Origin of the sequence: Kineobactrum sediminis (genome assembly GCF_002868715.1) — a bacterium.
Lineage (GTDB): Bacteria > Pseudomonadota > Gammaproteobacteria > Pseudomonadales > Halieaceae > Kineobactrum > Kineobactrum sediminis.
On sequence record NZ_PKLZ01000002.1, the window covers coordinates 183,625 to 199,173 of the forward strand.

Sequence of the window (15,549 nt, forward strand, 5' to 3'; positions counted from 1 at the left end):
CCAGGGAGGCTGCTGGGCCATTATCACGGTCCTTCGTTTCGGTGCCTGAATAGACCATGGACTTTAACGCTGTATTGGTTTTGCAGTTATCGCTGGTGGTTATCAGCGGAGTCTTCGCTGGCGCAAGTTATATGGCCTGGCGTTTGTTCGGGCGGCCACGACACGCCCTTGTCTGGACGGTGGCGTATTTGCTGGCCATGTTCCAGTATTTCGTGAATGTCGTTCGGGCCTGGTTCCCTGTCGATGAAGCCTACTGGCTCACCGCGAACTTTGCCTCGTACGTCCTGGTGATTGCGATTACCTGGGGGCACCGGGAACGTCTTGGTCTCGAGACCCGCTGGTCGCAGGCGTTTGTTGTTTTCATGTTGCTGGCGGTTACCCAGACCATCTTTACGCTGCTGATTCCACGAATGGATCTGCGTGTTGCCCTGGGCCCGGCATTCGTCTTTGTTGCCATGGCGCATATCAGCTGGCTGTTATTGCGCCATGGTCCGCAACCATTGCTGCCGCAGCGGGTTGCCGCCGGTGTGCACTTCCTGTTCGGGCTCGCCCAGGGTGTGGCGGCGGCGATTGCGCTGCAATTCGGGGCGGCCCCCTCCGAGCAAGTTGGCGCCCTTTACAACCTGGTTAACTTTGCCTTCATGCCGAGCTTTTTCGTGGCTATCGGTGTAACCATCATTTTTCTGCTGGCCACCGACCTCGCCACGCGCCTGCGTCTGCAGGCTACTACAGATCAGTTGACGGACGTTGCCAATCGGCGGGGGTTTCTCATCGCGGCAGGCGTATTGCTCGCAGGGGCCCAGCGTGAAGGTAGGCCACTTACCCTGGTGCTGGCGGATATCGATTTTTTCAAGCGTATTAATGATCGCTACGGCCACACGATCGGCGATCATGTACTCGCTCACTTCGCTGAAACCCTGCGGGGTTGCGTGCGGCAACAGGATACGATCGGTCGTATTGGCGGTGAGGAATTTGCCGTCATCATGGGCGGCGCCAGTGCAGTAGACGCCCGGCAGATGATATCCCGGATACGCAAGGCGATGCTCGAGCAGCCCTTGCTGGAAGGACAGCAGCGGATTTCCATCACCGCCAGTTTCGGCATTGCCGAGTGGCAGGATGATGGTAGTATCGAAGAACTGATGACGCGGGCGGATGCCGCGCTCTACCATGCCAAGGACACTGGTCGGGATGGCTTTACCGTTGCCGCGGATCGCAATCTGCCAGGGATGGTTTCCCAGCCCTGATTTGGCCATACTGTCACCCGAATCCCAATAACGATAATCCCAGAGTAATATGGAGCTCCAATAGCTATGTCTATGCGCAAACTGAAACACTCACTTTATCTCACCCTGATGAAGGTAGCGGTAAACTTCGCTCCCAGCGCCACTTACATGGCTTTTGCCGGTAGCGGCAGTGCTGCCCAGCTGTGCCGGCATATCGCCCGGACCGGTGTTAAAAAAGTGCTGGTGGTGACCGACAAGCCACTGCGGGACCTGGGTATTGTGGACCAGGCTACTGCCGCGTTCGCCGAGGTCGGGGTAGAGGTTGTAATTTTTGACGAGGTAATGCCCGACCCCACATTCGAACAGGTTGCCTCCGGGCGTGCGATGATGCGCGAACACGCCTGCGATGCGGTGCTGGCGGTTGGCGGGGGCTCCTCCATTGATGCCGCCAAGTTGATTGCCGCCTCTTCGACCAGCGAGGAAGACCCGCGGAACTGGGTCGGGTTTGGCAAGGTCAAGCATGAAATGCCCACGCTCTACGCCATTCCCACCACCTCGGGCACAGGCTCGGAAGCCACCATGGGGGCCGTTATTTCCGACAGTGTCAGCCACGAAAAGTCGATTATTTCCGGCGCTTCGCTGTTGCCGGCCGCCGCCGCCCTTGACCCTGATCTGCTGCTGGGCTTACCCGCACCGATCACCGCCGCCACCGGTATGGATGCGCTCACTCACGGTATCGAGGCCTATATTTGCGTCTGGGATCGCGGTACGCGACTCGAACACGCCGGCGCTGCGATTAAACTGGTGTTTGAGCACCTGCTGACAGCCTGTAACGACGGCTCCAATCGTGAGGCGCGGGAGGCCATGTCCATCGCGGCCTACTATGCGGGTATTGCCATAAACCAGGTGAATGTCGGCAACGTGCACGCCATAGCCCACCAGGTCGGCGGCAAGTACGGTATTCCCCACGGCCTGGCCAATTCCCTGGTATTACCCCACGTGCTTGAGTTCTGCCGGGTGGAAGCGCGCAGCCGGCTGGCGGAGCTTGCCCGGCTGGTGGGTGCAGGGCAGCCCGGTGATTCCGAGGAACAGCTGGCCGACGCCTTTATCCAGGCAGTGCGCGACCTGCGCGCCGCGGTTAACATTCCCGAGACGTCCGACAAGATCAAGCCCGAGGATTATGACCGCCTGTGTGAACTGGCGATGGCCGAGTGCGAGGGTTACCCGGTACCAAAACTGCTGGACCGGGAAGGCACCATGGACATCCTGCGCAAGATCACCGGCTGAGGCTGGAGTTGGGGGTGAACTGGTCACGCTGTATGCCCAGTTTTCTCATCCGTGAGGCCAGTGTGGTGGGTTTTATTCCCATTATTCGGGCCGCCCCGTCGGGTCCGTAGATTTTACCGCCGGTTTGCCGGAGAGCGCCGGTAATAGCCCGGTGACGTAAACTCCTGCAGTCCTGTTCGGTAACCAGGTCATGTTCCTGCGGTGCCGCCAGTGGTTCGGGTTGGTGGTTTGTGGCGGTTGGTGCCTCCAGCCTGAGCTTGTCACCTCGACTTAGAATAACCTGGCGTTCAATGAGGTTTTCCAGTTCCCTGATGTTGCCCGGCCAGTTATGGCTTTGCAGTCGTTGTGCCTGGGCAAGGGATATCTTCAGCTCCGGTTTGTGGAAGCGCTGGCAGATTTTTTTCAGGAAGTGGGTGGTGAGCAGCGGAATATCATCAAGGCGTTCCCGCAGTGGCACTGAGTGAATGGGAAATACGTTCAGGCGGAAGTACAGGTCTTCCCGAAACAGACCATCGGTCACCTTTTGCTTGAGATTCTTGTTGGTGGCTGCAATTACCCTTACGTCGACGCTGCGGGTAGTGGACTCTCCAACTCGTTCAAACTCACCATCCTGCAACACGCGCAACAGTTTGCCCTGAAGTTCCAGCGGCAGCTCTCCTACCTCGTCCAGGAACAGTGTGCCGCCGTCGGCTACCTCGAAGCGACCCAGACGGTCGTTCAAAGCGCCTGAAAAAGCGCCGCGGATGTGGCCAAAAAACTCGCTCTCGAACAGGTCTCGCGGTATTGCGGCACAGTTGACCCGCACCAGGGGTCTGCTGTTACGGTCACACCCATGGTGAATGGCACGGGCGATCAGCTCTTTGCCGGTGCCGGATTCGCCGGTTATGAGTACGGTTGCCACGGTGGGTGCCACCAGCTGGATCTGTTTGATGATCTGCTGTATCGGATGGCTGCGCCCGATAATGTGGTGGAAGTTATAGCTTTCACTTATCTCTTCCTGCAGGTAGGCGTTTTCCAACTCCAGCTTGTGTTTGAGCCGCTCTACTTCCTCCAGTGCGGAGCGCAATTTCACTTCGGCAATCTTGCGTTCGGAGACATCGCGAAACAGCACCACAGCGCCTACCAGGTGGCCGTTATCCAGGATCGGGGTGCTGGTATATTCAACCGGAATCGGCTTGCCATCCTTGCGCCAGAATACCTCATCGTCTACCTGTCGAACGGCGCCGTCCTTGAATGCTGCCATAATAGGGCAGTCGCCAACACAGTAATCCGAGCCGTCGGGATGGGTGTGGTGAATGGCAGTATGAATATTGTGGCCAATCAGGTCTTCAGCTTTCCATCCCAGCAGACGCTCGGCGGCGGGGTTGACGAAGGTGGCACAACCATCGGCGTCAACGCCGTAAATACCTTCGCCGGCCGCGCTCAGGATAAGCTGGTTTTCCCGTTCTATATTTTCAAACACCTGATGCATGCGCTGCCAGTGCAGCAGGCCCGACCGGTGATGGTGCTGCGCATTGCTATGCTCCCGCCACTGTCGATACCAGCTCTTGTCGCGCATGCAAAATGTTACCAGCTGGTCGTTCCCCTCCAGCGTGAAGGCGCTGCCATTAACCTCAAGTTCAAGTTCCTTGCCGCAGGCCCGCACGGCGCTGATTTCCTGCATCATACCCACGCCCCTGTGCAAGAGCGCTTCGGTGAAAACGCACAGCTGCGGCAGACTATTGCGAAAATTACTGCTTACAGGTCGTTGCATCAAGTCAGTATCAGTCCTGCCAAAAAGCTCACAGGCGAGGTTGTTGGCACAGATAAACCGGTCCCGGACGGGGTCGATGATGACTATCGCCTCGGGAAGGTTACCGATCAGACTCTGTAACGTTGACGGCATTTTAAATACCCCTCCTTCCTGTCTCGAAAAACTTTTACAACGAAGAATCGTGCCAACTTGCCCGAAAAATCGTGATACACGAAAAATCGTGATTCCAGGCTTCCGGTCAGCGGATAAATTAATTCAATAATTCAATGACTTACGAAAATATAAAAGTTGGCACGTTAATCGCTTTAGAGAGTTCAGGTAATCCGGATGTTCAGTCACCGGACGGCTTCCTAAATCCATGTGCACTATTTGGGTGCGCATGCCCGGCCTGACCAGGAGAGTTTTCATGAGTAACAAGAGTCTTGGCGATCCGTATGATCGCGATGTATCGCTGATTCACCCCCGCGGTTGCGAGTGTGGCCAGTGCCCCAGCCATGGTGGCCAGGCTCACAGTGAGCCTGCCGTAGAAGCCAGTGCCCCACAGACTCGCGAAGAGATGATGGACCGGGCGGTGGAAAATGCCATTGTGCGCGGTATATTCAAACAGAATGACTTCAGCCGCAGACAGTTTCTCGGCACAGTGGGCGGCGGCACGCTGGCAGCGGCACTGGCCAGCATCCTGCCGATTAATGCGGTCAAGGCAGCGGTAAAAGACTCGATTGGCGCGCTGGAAAAAACCAGGCTCACGGTTGGTTTTGTACCCATCACCTGTGCCACGCCCATTATCATGGCGCACCCCATGGGTTTTTATGAGCGCTATGGCCTCGATGTTGAGTTGGTAAAGACTGCCGGCTGGGCGATTTCCCGCGACAAGTCAATGTCGGGTGAATACGATGCTGCCCACATGCTGACACCAATGCCGCTCGCCATGACGTTGGGTGCCGGCTCCAGTCCAAAGCCATTCATTATGCCCGCGGTGGAAAACATCAACGGCCAGGCAATCGTGCTCCACACGGACCACAAGGACAAGCGGGATCCAAAGCAGTGGAAAGGCTTCAAGTTCGGGGTACCGTTTGAATACTCCATGCATAACTTTCTGTTGCGTTATTACGTTGCAGAACATGGCCTGGACCCGGATGTTGATATTCAGATCAGGGTAGTCCCACCGCCAGAAATGGTAGCAAACCTGCGCGCCGGCAACCTGGACGGTTACCTGTCACCAGACCCGTTCAACCAGCGCGCTGTCTGGGAAAAAGTCGGTTTCATTCACATGCTGACCAGGGATATCTGGGAGGGTCACCCCTGTTGCGCCTTCGCCTGCAGCCAGGAATTTGCCGCCACCAACCCCAATACCTACAGTGCACTGTTCAAGGCCATTGTCGACGCCACCCACTACTCGGCACAGCACGAGAACCGCAAGGAAATTTCCGCGGCAATTGCGCCGACCAATTACCTGAATCAACCGGTACCCGTGATCGAGCAGGTCCTGACGGGCCGCTACGCCGATGGCCTGGGTGGGGTCATGAACGAACCAGACCGGATTGATTTTGATCCGTTCCCATGGCACTCAATGGCGGTGTGGATTCTCACCCAGATGAAGCGCTGGGGTTATGTGGAAGAGGATATCGATTACCAGAAAATCGCCGAGCAGGTCTATCTGGCTACCGACTGCGGCAATGTGATGAAGGACTTGGGTTACGAGGCGCCTTCAGCCACCTATGCGAGCCACACCATCATGGGCAAGACCTTCGATTACACGAAGCCTGAGGAGTATATCGAGAGTTTTCCGATCCGGAGATCCAGCAGATGATGTCGCTTAATATAAGGGCCGCAGTGCTGTCGCTGGTATTTCTGGTTGCCGCGCTGGGCATGTGGGAGGTGTCCTCTGAGGCTGATGTGGTTGCGCAGGAGAATCTCACTGAATACGAGTTACTGATGGGTACAAATGTGCAGAAGGCACGGGTACCACCACCATCTGACGTGATAGTACGTGCGTGGCAGGAGCTGAGTGACCCATTCTATGACGCTGGTCCCAATGACAAGGGCATAGGCATTCAGTTGGGTTATTCACTCTACCGGGTGCTCACGGGTTACCTGATGGCGGCGATGGTGGCGATACCACTGGGTTTTCTTATCGGCATGTCGCCATTGATGTACCGGGCCCTGAATCCTTATATCCAGGTATTACGGCCGATTTCACCACTGGCGTGGATGCCGCTGGCGCTGTTTATTATCAAGGATGCCGAGGCCTCGGCGATTTTCGTGATCTTTATCTGCTCAATCTGGCCAATGCTGCTGAACACCGCATTTGGTGTGGCTGGTGTGCGCAGTGATTGGGTCAATGTTGCCCGAACCCACCAGCTCAGCCAGTTGCGAACCGCCTTCACGGTGATCCTGCCCGCCGCAGCACCCACCATTCTTACTGGTATGCGGATTTCCATCGGCATCGCCTGGCTGGTGATCGTCGCCGCGGAAATGCTCGTTGGGGGTACCGGTATTGGCTATTACGTCTGGAATGAATGGAACAATCTGGACCTGACCAGCGTGATCTTTTCCATTCTCATGATCGGCCTGGTCGGGATGTTGCTGGACCTTGGGCTCAGCGCTCTTACCCGACTTATTCAGTACCAGGAGTAGTTCGACAAATGAAAAAACGTTTTTTACAGGTTGAAAACCTTGCCCAACGGTTTCCCATTGCCGGCCGTAATAAGAGCCTGACTGTGTTCGAGGACATCAGTTTCGGGATTGAGCGTGGGGAGTTTGTTTGCATCATCGGTCACTCCGGCTGTGGTAAATCCACCATCATGAATGCGCTTTCCGGACTTGATGCGCCCACCGAAGGGGTTGTGATCATGGACGGGAAAGAAGTGTCCGGCCCCAGCCTTGATCGCGGCGTCGTCTTCCAGAACTATTCGCTGCTCCCCTGGCTGTCGGCTCTCGACAATATCATCTTCGGCGTTCGCGCTCGCTGGCCGAAGTGGTCCCGGCAAAAGATCCGCGAACACAGTCATGAATACCTCCATATGGTAGGCCTGCAAGAGGTAGAACACCGCAAACCCGGGCAGCTTTCAGGGGGTATGCGGCAAAGGGTCTCGATTGCTCGCGCCTTTGCCACCCAGCCCAAGCTGTTGCTGCTGGATGAACCTTTCGGCGCACTCGACGCGCTGACCCGCGGGGTCATTCAGGATGAGCTGGTGAGTATCTGTGCCAGCACTGCGCAAACGGTTTTCATGATTACCCACGATGTCGATGAAGCCATTCTGCTGGCCGACCGTATCCTGCTGATGAGTAATGGGCCGGAGGCGGTGATCGCGGAAGATGTGGTGGTCGATCTGCCGCGACCGCGCAAACGCGGCACCGTTATTAACCAGCCGGGCTACTACAGTCTTCGCAACCACCTTCTCGATTTTCTGGTGAACCGCTCGGAGGCCGCGCGAACCGCTACCACCAGTGCTGCTCCAGCAATCATCAATCCCATCCGGGAAGCCAGCGGGGGACCACTTCCCCATGCTGTTAACGCCTAAAAGGACTACCACCATGAACAAAACCGATCTTATTGAAGCCATCGTTTTGGAAAAAGCCGCCAGGGGGCTTACCTGGGAGGGTATTGCCGCAGCGATTGGCATGTCACCGGTGTGGACAACTTCGGTTTGCCTGGGCATGAACTCAGCACCCGAAACCGCAGCAAAGGCTCTCGTGGAGCTGCTTGAACTGCCGTCCACAGCGGTGGCGGCACTCATGGCCTATCCGACTAAAAGCTGGGAACAGGCCGTGCCCCAGGATCCGCTGGTCTATCGTCTTTACGAAATAGTCGGCGTTTACGGCACCACCATGAAAGAGCTTATCCACGAGAAATGCGGCGACGGCATTATGAGCGCCATCGACTTCACCATGACCATCGACAAGGAAGATAACCCCAGGGGTGATCGTGTGATTGTCACCATGGACGGCAAGTTCCTTCCCTATAAGCAATGGTAGCCAGCTACTCCACCATTTACTTCCCGGTATGCGGAGAACCACATCATGAAAACGTTCCATAGATATCTGCCTTGCATGGCAGTAGCGGCTGCGCTGTCAACACCCTCAGCCCTGGCCGCTGAAAGCATTGCCGGGGCTTTCGCCGACAGCGATATCAAATTCAAGCTGCGGTTGCGTTACGAAGACGTAAGCCAGGACGGGGTCAGTAATTCTGACGCCCTGACCAACAAAACCCGGCTGACCTTCACCTCAGGCCGTTACGGTGGGTTTGGCATGTTGCTGGAAGCGGACGACATTACTGCAATCAGTACAGTTGACTACAACGATGGTACCGGCATTAATACCGGCACCGCCGTGATTGCAGACCCGGAAGGTACTGAGGTCAACCAGGCTTACCTGTCCTATCAGGGTGCGGATACGCTGGTAAAGTATGGCCGCCAGCGTATCGTGCTGGATAACCAGCGCTTTGTTGGCGGGGTCGCCTGGCGCCAGAATGAGCAGACTTATGACGGTTTTTCCGTGACCAACAATGGTGTTGATGACCTCTCTGTATTCTATGCGTATGTTCACAATGTAAATCGTATCTTTGGGGAGGATATTGCTGCGGGGGATCACACGCACAGCACGCATCTGCTCAACGCCGCTTTCAGCGGTTGGGAAGCGGGCAAGCTGATCGCCTATGGTTACCTCATTGACAACGAGAGTGCGCGCGCCCTGGCCAGTGACACCGTCGGCGTGCGCTGGGAAGGGCGCATCAACGACCAATTCAGCTACAACCTGGAATACGCGGAGCAGACCGATGCCGGGGATAATCCCAATGATTATTCGGCGGATTACGTGCTGTTAGAAGCTATGGCGAAAGTGGGTACTGTGAACGTCAAGCTGGGCTACGAGTTATTGGGATCTGACGACGGGGGTACCGCCTTCGCGACACCGCTGGCTACTTTGCACCTTTTCCAGGGCTGGGCTGACAAGTTTCTCGCCACTCCTGCGGTGGGTGTGGAAGACATTTACCTGAGTGTCGGTACCACGCTGGGTGCCTTCAAGGTGGGTGTGGTATACCACGATCTGCGTGCCGACGAGGGCAGCATGGACCTGGGTTCGGAAATTGGTTTTAACGTTGGCACCAAGGTTGGGCCGGTCAGTCTCCTGGTGAAATATGCCGACTACAGTGCAGATGGCTTTGCCACTGACACCAGCAAGTTGTGGTTGATGGCCGAGGTCACCTTTTAGCAGCGGTACCGGTATCAGTTGCCGTTGAAAACCGTCGCACCCGCTTCAGCTTCATTAATGGCATTGCGCATGAACCCAAACAATTCCAGCCCCAGGCCATAGGTTCTGGCCTCCGCATCATTACGCACGGGTTTGCGCTCGCGCCATTCATCCGCCGGTACCAGAGCCTGCAGCTCGGAGGACTCACAGTCCAGCCTGATCACATCACCATCGCGCACCCGCGCCAGTGGTCCTCCCGCCAGTGCTTCCGGGCTCACGTGGATGGCGGCGGGGATCTTGCCCGACGCGCCGGACATGCGGCCATCGGTCACCAGTGCAACCCGGTAACCCCGGTCCTGCAAACTGCCAAGATAGGGGGTAAGTTTGTGCAGTTCCGGCATCCCATTGGCATGAGGGCCCTGGAATCGCACTACCGCTATCACGTCACGGTTGAGCTCACCGGCCTCAAATGCTGCCTGGAAAGCCTGCTGGCTGGCAAATACCCGAGCCGGGGCTTCGACGGTGCGGTGCTCCGGCGCAACGGCGGACACCTTGATTACGCTGCGCCCCAGGTTACCCTCCAGCAGGCGCAGGCCCCCTTCCCTGTCAAAGGGGTCGGTTGCCGGGCGCAGAACCTCAAGGTCCGCACTTTCCGCAGCGCCCTCCACATGGTGGAGTATCCCATCCTGCAGCCGTGGCTCCAGGGTGTAATTGCGCAGTCCGGGACCCCAGTTGGTATTGACATCCTCGTGCAGCAGGCCGCTATCGAGCAGTGTGCGAATCACGTAGGCGCTGCCACCGGCCGCGTGAAAATGGTTCACATCGGCACTGCCGTTGGGGTAGATATGGCTCACCAGTGGGGTGATGGCGGACAACTCGCTGAAATCCTGCCAGTCAATGATGATACCGGCGGCGCGGGCAATGGTAACCCAGTGAATGCTGTGGTTGGTGGAGCCACCCGTGGCGAGCAGCCCGACCATCGCATTGACGATACTCTTTTCATCGACGATCTCGGCCAGCGGTATGTATTCCCTGCCCAGGGCGGTGATCTTGCATACACGTTGTGCCGCGGCCTCGGTGAGGCGTTCGCGCAGGACCGTGCCGGTGGGCTCAAAGGCGGCACCAGGTATGTGCAGGCCCATCACTTCCATCAGCATCTGGTTGCTGTTGGCGGTGCCATAGAAGGTACAGGTGCCTTTACCGTGATAGGCGGCGGACTCGGCTTCAAGGAGTTCCTCGCGGCTTGCCTTGCCCTCGGTAAACAGCTGTCGCACTTTGGCTTTTTCGGGATTGCTCAGGCCGCTGGTCATTGGCCCGCCGGGCACAAATATCACCGGTAGATGACCAAAACTCAAGGCGCCAATCAGCAGCCCCGGTAAGATCTTGTCGCACACACCCAGGCACAGCGCGCCGTCAAACATGTTGTGGGAGAGGGAAATGGCGGTGGCCGCGGCAATGATATCGCGGCTGAACAGCGACAGCTCTCCCGCCGGGGTGCCCTGGATCACCCCATCGCACATGGCCGGAACTCCCCCGGCCACCTGGGCGGTGCAACCCACACTGTTGGCCGCTCGCTTGATGATGTCGGGATAGGCACCCAGGGGCTGGTGTGCCGACAGCATATCGTTATAAGAGGTGACAATGCCGATATTGGCCGCTTCAGTGAGCTTGAGGGACTGTTTGTCTTCAGGTTCACTGGCGGCAAACGCATGAGCGAGGTTACTGCAGGAGAGGTTGCCGCGCTGGGGGCCCTCCCTGCGCATTTCATCAATACGGGACAAATAGGCCTGCCGGGAACTGGCGCTGCGTTCGGCAATGCGACGGGTAATAGCATCGAGTCTGGGATCAATCATCAGGGGGCCCACCATATGGTAACGGGAGTGACGGTCTGGGTGAGGATGCTGGCCACGGGATAACCCGCGGCCACGGCGGATTCAAGCACGGTGCGCTTGTCGTCGCCGGTGATGTGAAGATGGATACGGTGGCTGTCGAGTACCGCAGCCAGGGTCAGTGTCATTCGCAGGTGCGGCGCAGTGACGGGGTCTGTAGCCGCCACCCGGACAGCATTATTCGGGTCGAGCAACTCGGGCAGATTGCTTGCCTGCGGAAACCAGGATGCGGTGTGGCCGTCGCCTCCCATGCCCAGCACCACCGCGGTAAAGGGCCGCTGCAGTTTCGCTAGTGCTTCAGTCACCGCTGGCACGGCCGCGGTAATGTCCGGGGTCGTGGTTTTCAGGCCGAGGAATCGGGCGCTGGCGGCCGGGCCCTGCAGCAGGCAGTTACGCACCAGTTCGGCGTTGGAATCGGGATGGCCGTAGTCCACCCAGCGCTCGTCCACCAGGGTGATATCCACCCGGGGCCACTCCAGGTCCGCCGCCGACAGTCGCTGGAACATGCCCTTGGGGGTACTGCCCCCGGACAGGGCGATGCTGCTACGCGGTTGCCTCGTGAGATCGGCGGACAGCGCGGCTGCCAGATGACCGGCCAAAGCGTCGTCGAGTTCAGTGCGGGTTTCGAAGATCTGCCAGTCATTCATACCAGTTGCGACCATCCACCGCGACCAGGGCGGTAGCAGCCCCCGGACCCATGGTGCCTGAATTGTAGGGTTTGATGGGAGGCCCGGCCTCGTCCCAGGCGGCGATCACGGAATCAATCCAGCGCCAGGCCGTTTCCACTTCGTCCCGGCGCATGAACAGGGTCTGGTCGCCGTTGATGGCATCCAGTAGCAAGCGCTCGTAGGCATCATAGCTGACACCTTTTTGTTGCGGATCTTCGGTCAGGTGCAATTCCACCGGCTGCAGGCGCAGCTTTTGCGTCAGCCCGGGTTTTTTATTGAGCGTATGCAGGCTGATGGTTTCCTCCGGCTGGATGCGGATAACCAGTTTGTTGGTGAGTTCGTTGGGGTCATTGGCGAACAGGGAAAACGGCAGCTTCTTGAACTCGATAACAATCTCAGAATAGCGGCGACTGAGGCGTTTGCCGGTACGCAGGTAGAACGGCACCCCGGCCCAGCGCCAGTTGCTGATGGTCGCCTTGAGCGCCACATAGGTTTCAGTCGCTTCGGCTTCGTGGTACTCGGCATCTTCAAGGAAACCGGATACGGCGTGGCCTTCAACCGCCCCCGCCTCGTAGCGACCGCGCACGGTTCGCTCCTTGACGTTGTCGACTGTTATGGGGTCGAGGCAGCGCAGTATCTTGACTTTCTCGTCGCGAACATCGAAAGGCTCCAGGCTGGCGGGTGGTTCCATGGCGACCAGTGAAAGCACCTGCAACAAGTGATTTTGCACCATGTCCCGTAACGCACCGATCTTGGCATAGTAGCCGCTGCGACCCTCGACACCGATGGCTTCGGCAACGGTGATCTGCACGTTGTCGACAAAGCTGTTGTTCCATACCGGGTGGAACAGGGGGTTACCAAAGCGCACTGCCATCAGGTTCTGGACCGTTTCCTTGCCCAGGTAGTGGTCTATGCGGAAAGTGGATTCTTCGCCGAAGACTTTGGCCACCTCGAGGTTGATCTGGTGACAGGACGCCAGGTCGTGCCCCAGCGGCTTCTCCAGAACGATTCGGCTATGCTCGTCGACGCTGCCGGCCGCCTGCAGGTGAGCGCTGATGGTGCCATAGAGAGACGGCAGTGTTGCCAGGTAAAACAGGCGTACGTCGGCACTGTTTTCATCCAGCAGGTTGCCAAGAGTCTGGTAATCATCGGACCTGGCTGCATCCAGCCTCACGTAATGCAGGCGGCTGCAGAGCTGCTCCCATATCGCTTCATCCCAGTCTTCCGCGGCCAGATGGGTCTGCAGGTTGCTATGGGCTTCGGAACGAAAGGTATCGGTATCGATGTCACCCCGGCTGGTGGCAATGATGCGCTGCAATGGGTCCGCAAGGCCATGTTTGTGCAGTTTGTACAGGGCGGGGAATAATTTGCGGGTGGATAAATCCCCTGTACCCCCAAAAATTACCAGGTCAACCAGTTGGCTCATACGCGTCCGTCCTTAGCAGCTTGCCGGTGTGCTGTCGGCTCCGGTGGCTTGGGAAAGAGACTAGCAGATAATCAGTTTACCTGCCTGCGCCCTGCGCCGGCGGCAAACTGCCCAGCCAGCGGCTGATCAGGGTAAGTGCATGCTGGAAATCAGCGGTGGGTCCCTGGGAGCAGGCAAAACCGTGCTCCGCCTGTGCGTAGTGTTCGCTGGTAACAGCGACACCGGCGCCGCGCAGGTATTCATCCAGGCGCTGGCCCTCGTCGCGCAATGGATCGTATTCGGCAGTGATAAGCAGGGTGGCGGGTAGCTGCGCAAGCTCGGTGCTTCGCAACGGAAAGGCGCCTCTCGCGGCTGCAGTATCCACACTCTGGCCCGCCAGCCAGGTGTCCCAGAACCAGCGCATCAGTTTGCTGGTGAGTGCCTGGCCGGTGGCGCGTTCGATGTAGGAGGGATAGGGCACGTTGTAGTGATCAGCCACCGGGTACAGCAGCAGTGCGCCCGCAAGGCGGCTGCGGGTTGCCGGTTCTGGGTTGAGGGCGGTGCAACAGGCCAGGTGTGCCCCGGCACTGTCTCCGGCTACCACAACAGTGCCGTTGTTGGGGCCGGGGCTTTCCAGGTGCTGTGCCAGCCACTCTGTTGCCGCCCGGCAGTCCTCTATGGCGGCGGGGCAGGGGTGTTCAGGCGCCAGCCGGTAGTCGATGGCAACCACCGAGCAGCCGCTGTGCCGGCGTAGCTGCTGGCAAAATGCATGATGGGTATCGAGGTCGCCGATAACCCACCCGCCGCCGTGGAAATACACCACCAGCGGCAATTCCGCCCCCTGTTGGCTGCTATAGACCCGGGCGCCTATGGCCGCTCCTGAAACGGGCAATTGCAGGGTACTGTACGGCGCATCGGTAAACTGGCCCCGCCAGGCGCGCTGGCTGGTGAAACGGTAGTAGCGCCGCAATAGCCACACCTTGAGGGTTTGCAACATGGGTCAGCGCTCCTGCCAACAGTCCTGATGTCTAGTCAAAGGATATCGAGTCGGGTAGCTGGTGATACCAGTCAACGCCGTGCTCATCAGTTTCACCGGCGATCTGGCGCCGTCGCAGCAGGCAGTTGAGGTGGGCAATGGTTTCCCCGGTTGCCAGGCTCAGGTGGTCGTTGGTGATCTCCCGCTTGAATAACGCGGGGAAGCAATCGACCACCCTTTTGGGCTCCGCCAGATGCGCATACAGCTGGTTCAATTCCTGCTTGTGGGCTTCAATCAGCTGGGTCAGGCGCACATGCAGGCCGCGGAAAGGCGCCTCATGGGAGGGCAATACCAGCAGGTCGTCCGGCAGCAATTCGCGGATGCGGGCGCAGGATTGCAGCCATTCCTGCAGTGGGTCACTCTCGGGTTCGGTGGGAAACACACTCACATTGGGGGTGATGCGCGGCAATACCTGGTCACCGGAAATAAGCACCTTGAGGGCCGGGCAATACAGGCAGGCGTGTTCGGGCGAGTGGCCGCTGCCGACAATGATCTGCCAGTAACGACCGCCAATAGTCAGGGTTTCGCGATCCTTGAGACGGCGGAAGCTGTCGGGCAGTTTGTACACCGCGCGACCGAAGCCCCCAAAGGCCTTGCGGTATTTCTCCAGCTGCTCTTCGCTGTAACCCGCGGCCCGGTAAAAACGTATTGCCACCTCGGGGGCCGGGCGACCGGTATCGGCGACCAGTGAACGACACATCAGGAACTCTTCCCGGGTCATCAACAGCTGGCAGTCAAAGCGCTCGGTCAGCCAGCCGGCAAGGCCGACATGGTCGGGGTGCATATGCGTGCAAATAACCCGTTTGACCGGCTTGTCCGCCAGGAAGCCGGCAAACAGCTGTTCCCAGATTTCCCGGGAGCGGGGCAGGTCCAGGCAGGTGTCGACGATCGTCCAGCCGTCGCCATCCTCAAGCAGCCAGAGGTTGATATGGTCCAGCCCCATGGGCATGGGAAAACGCACCCAGTAGATGCCCTCTGCCACCTGTTGCGGGACACCGGCTTCAGGGTTGGCTCCACGGGACCAGGGATAGAGCAGGCCGTGGTAGGTTTCGGGATTTTCAACAAGCATGGGCGGTTCCGGTAGCTTTTTCAGAGGCA

Annotated in this window: 13 protein-coding genes; 7 read left to right on the forward strand and 6 right to left on the reverse strand. The window is 58.2% G+C overall.

Annotation, left to right across the window (positions count from 1 at the left end):
• Positions 1-56: 56 nt before the first annotated feature.
• Complete coding sequence (locus tag CWI75_RS04430) at positions 57-1,244, forward strand: GGDEF domain-containing protein (protein ID WP_101520284.1); 1,188 nt, start codon at positions 57-59, stop codon at positions 1,242-1,244.
• A 66-nt stretch (positions 1,245-1,310) separates the two neighbouring features.
• Positions 1,311-2,510 carry an iron-containing alcohol dehydrogenase gene (locus CWI75_RS04435; protein ID WP_241521077.1) on the forward strand — a complete coding sequence of 400 codons (1,200 nt, stop codon included), beginning with the start codon at positions 1,311-1,313 and terminating at the stop codon, positions 2,508-2,510.
• On the opposite strand, the gene CWI75_RS04440 is transcribed toward CWI75_RS04435, so the two are convergent.
• Entirely contained in the window at positions 2,500-4,395 is a 1,896-nt protein-coding gene (locus CWI75_RS04440; protein ID WP_101520285.1) for a sigma 54-interacting transcriptional regulator, read from the reverse strand. The genes CWI75_RS04435 and CWI75_RS04440 overlap by 11 nt on opposite strands.
• Before the next feature lie 274 nt (positions 4,396-4,669).
• Between CWI75_RS04440 and CWI75_RS04445 the strand changes: the two genes are divergently transcribed.
• From CWI75_RS04445 to CWI75_RS04465, 5 genes are read left to right on the forward strand one after another with little or no spacing between them, the layout of a single operon-like run.
• Positions 4,670-6,073, forward strand: coding sequence for a CmpA/NrtA family ABC transporter substrate-binding protein (locus CWI75_RS04445; RefSeq protein ID WP_101520286.1), 1,404 nt, complete (start codon positions 4,670-4,672; stop codon positions 6,071-6,073).
• A complete protein-coding gene (gene ntrB, locus CWI75_RS04450; RefSeq protein ID WP_101520287.1) occupies positions 6,070-6,900 on the forward strand; it encodes a nitrate ABC transporter permease in 831 nt (276 codons plus the stop codon). The genes CWI75_RS04445 and ntrB overlap by 4 nt, the downstream gene beginning before the upstream one ends.
• 8 nt (positions 6,901-6,908) lie before the next feature.
• Positions 6,909-7,787 (forward strand): ABC transporter ATP-binding protein, encoded by an 879-nt coding sequence (locus CWI75_RS04455; RefSeq protein WP_101520288.1) that lies wholly within the window; start codon positions 6,909-6,911, stop codon positions 7,785-7,787.
• 13 nt (positions 7,788-7,800) lie between these two features.
• Positions 7,801-8,241, forward strand: coding sequence for a cyanase (gene cynS / locus CWI75_RS04460; RefSeq protein ID WP_101520289.1), 441 nt, complete (start codon positions 7,801-7,803; stop codon positions 8,239-8,241).
• 45 nt (positions 8,242-8,286) lie between these two features.
• Positions 8,287-9,474, forward strand: a complete 1,188-nt coding sequence (locus tag CWI75_RS04465; RefSeq protein ID WP_101520290.1) for an alginate export family protein — start codon at positions 8,287-8,289, stop codon at positions 9,472-9,474.
• 14 nt (positions 9,475-9,488) lie between these two features.
• On the opposite strand, the gene edd is transcribed toward CWI75_RS04465, so the two are convergent.
• The 5 genes from edd to CWI75_RS04490 all read right to left on the reverse strand — a co-directional run bounded on the left by edd (position 9,489) and on the right by CWI75_RS04490 (position 15,520).
• Positions 9,489-11,306: a phosphogluconate dehydratase gene (gene edd, locus CWI75_RS04470; protein WP_241521078.1), complete on the reverse strand. Its 1,818-nt coding sequence runs from the start codon at positions 11,304-11,306 to the stop codon at positions 9,489-9,491.
• Positions 11,306-11,989 (reverse strand): 6-phosphogluconolactonase, encoded by a 684-nt coding sequence (pgl, locus tag CWI75_RS04475; RefSeq protein WP_162299984.1) that lies wholly within the window; start codon positions 11,987-11,989, stop codon positions 11,306-11,308. Before pgl ends, edd begins: the two co-directional genes overlap by 1 nt.
• Complete coding sequence (gene zwf / locus CWI75_RS04480; RefSeq protein ID WP_101520293.1) at positions 11,982-13,436, reverse strand: glucose-6-phosphate dehydrogenase; 1,455 nt, start codon at positions 13,434-13,436, stop codon at positions 11,982-11,984. Before zwf ends, pgl begins: the two co-directional genes overlap by 8 nt.
• A gap of 76 nt (positions 13,437-13,512) precedes the next feature.
• Positions 13,513-14,412, reverse strand: coding sequence for an alpha/beta hydrolase (locus tag CWI75_RS04485; protein WP_101520294.1), 900 nt, complete (start codon positions 14,410-14,412; stop codon positions 13,513-13,515).
• 31 nt (positions 14,413-14,443) lie between these two features.
• Positions 14,444-15,520 (reverse strand): MBL fold metallo-hydrolase, encoded by a 1,077-nt coding sequence (locus tag CWI75_RS04490; protein ID WP_101520295.1) that lies wholly within the window; start codon positions 15,518-15,520, stop codon positions 14,444-14,446.
• Between the last annotated feature and the right edge of the window lie 29 nt (positions 15,521-15,549).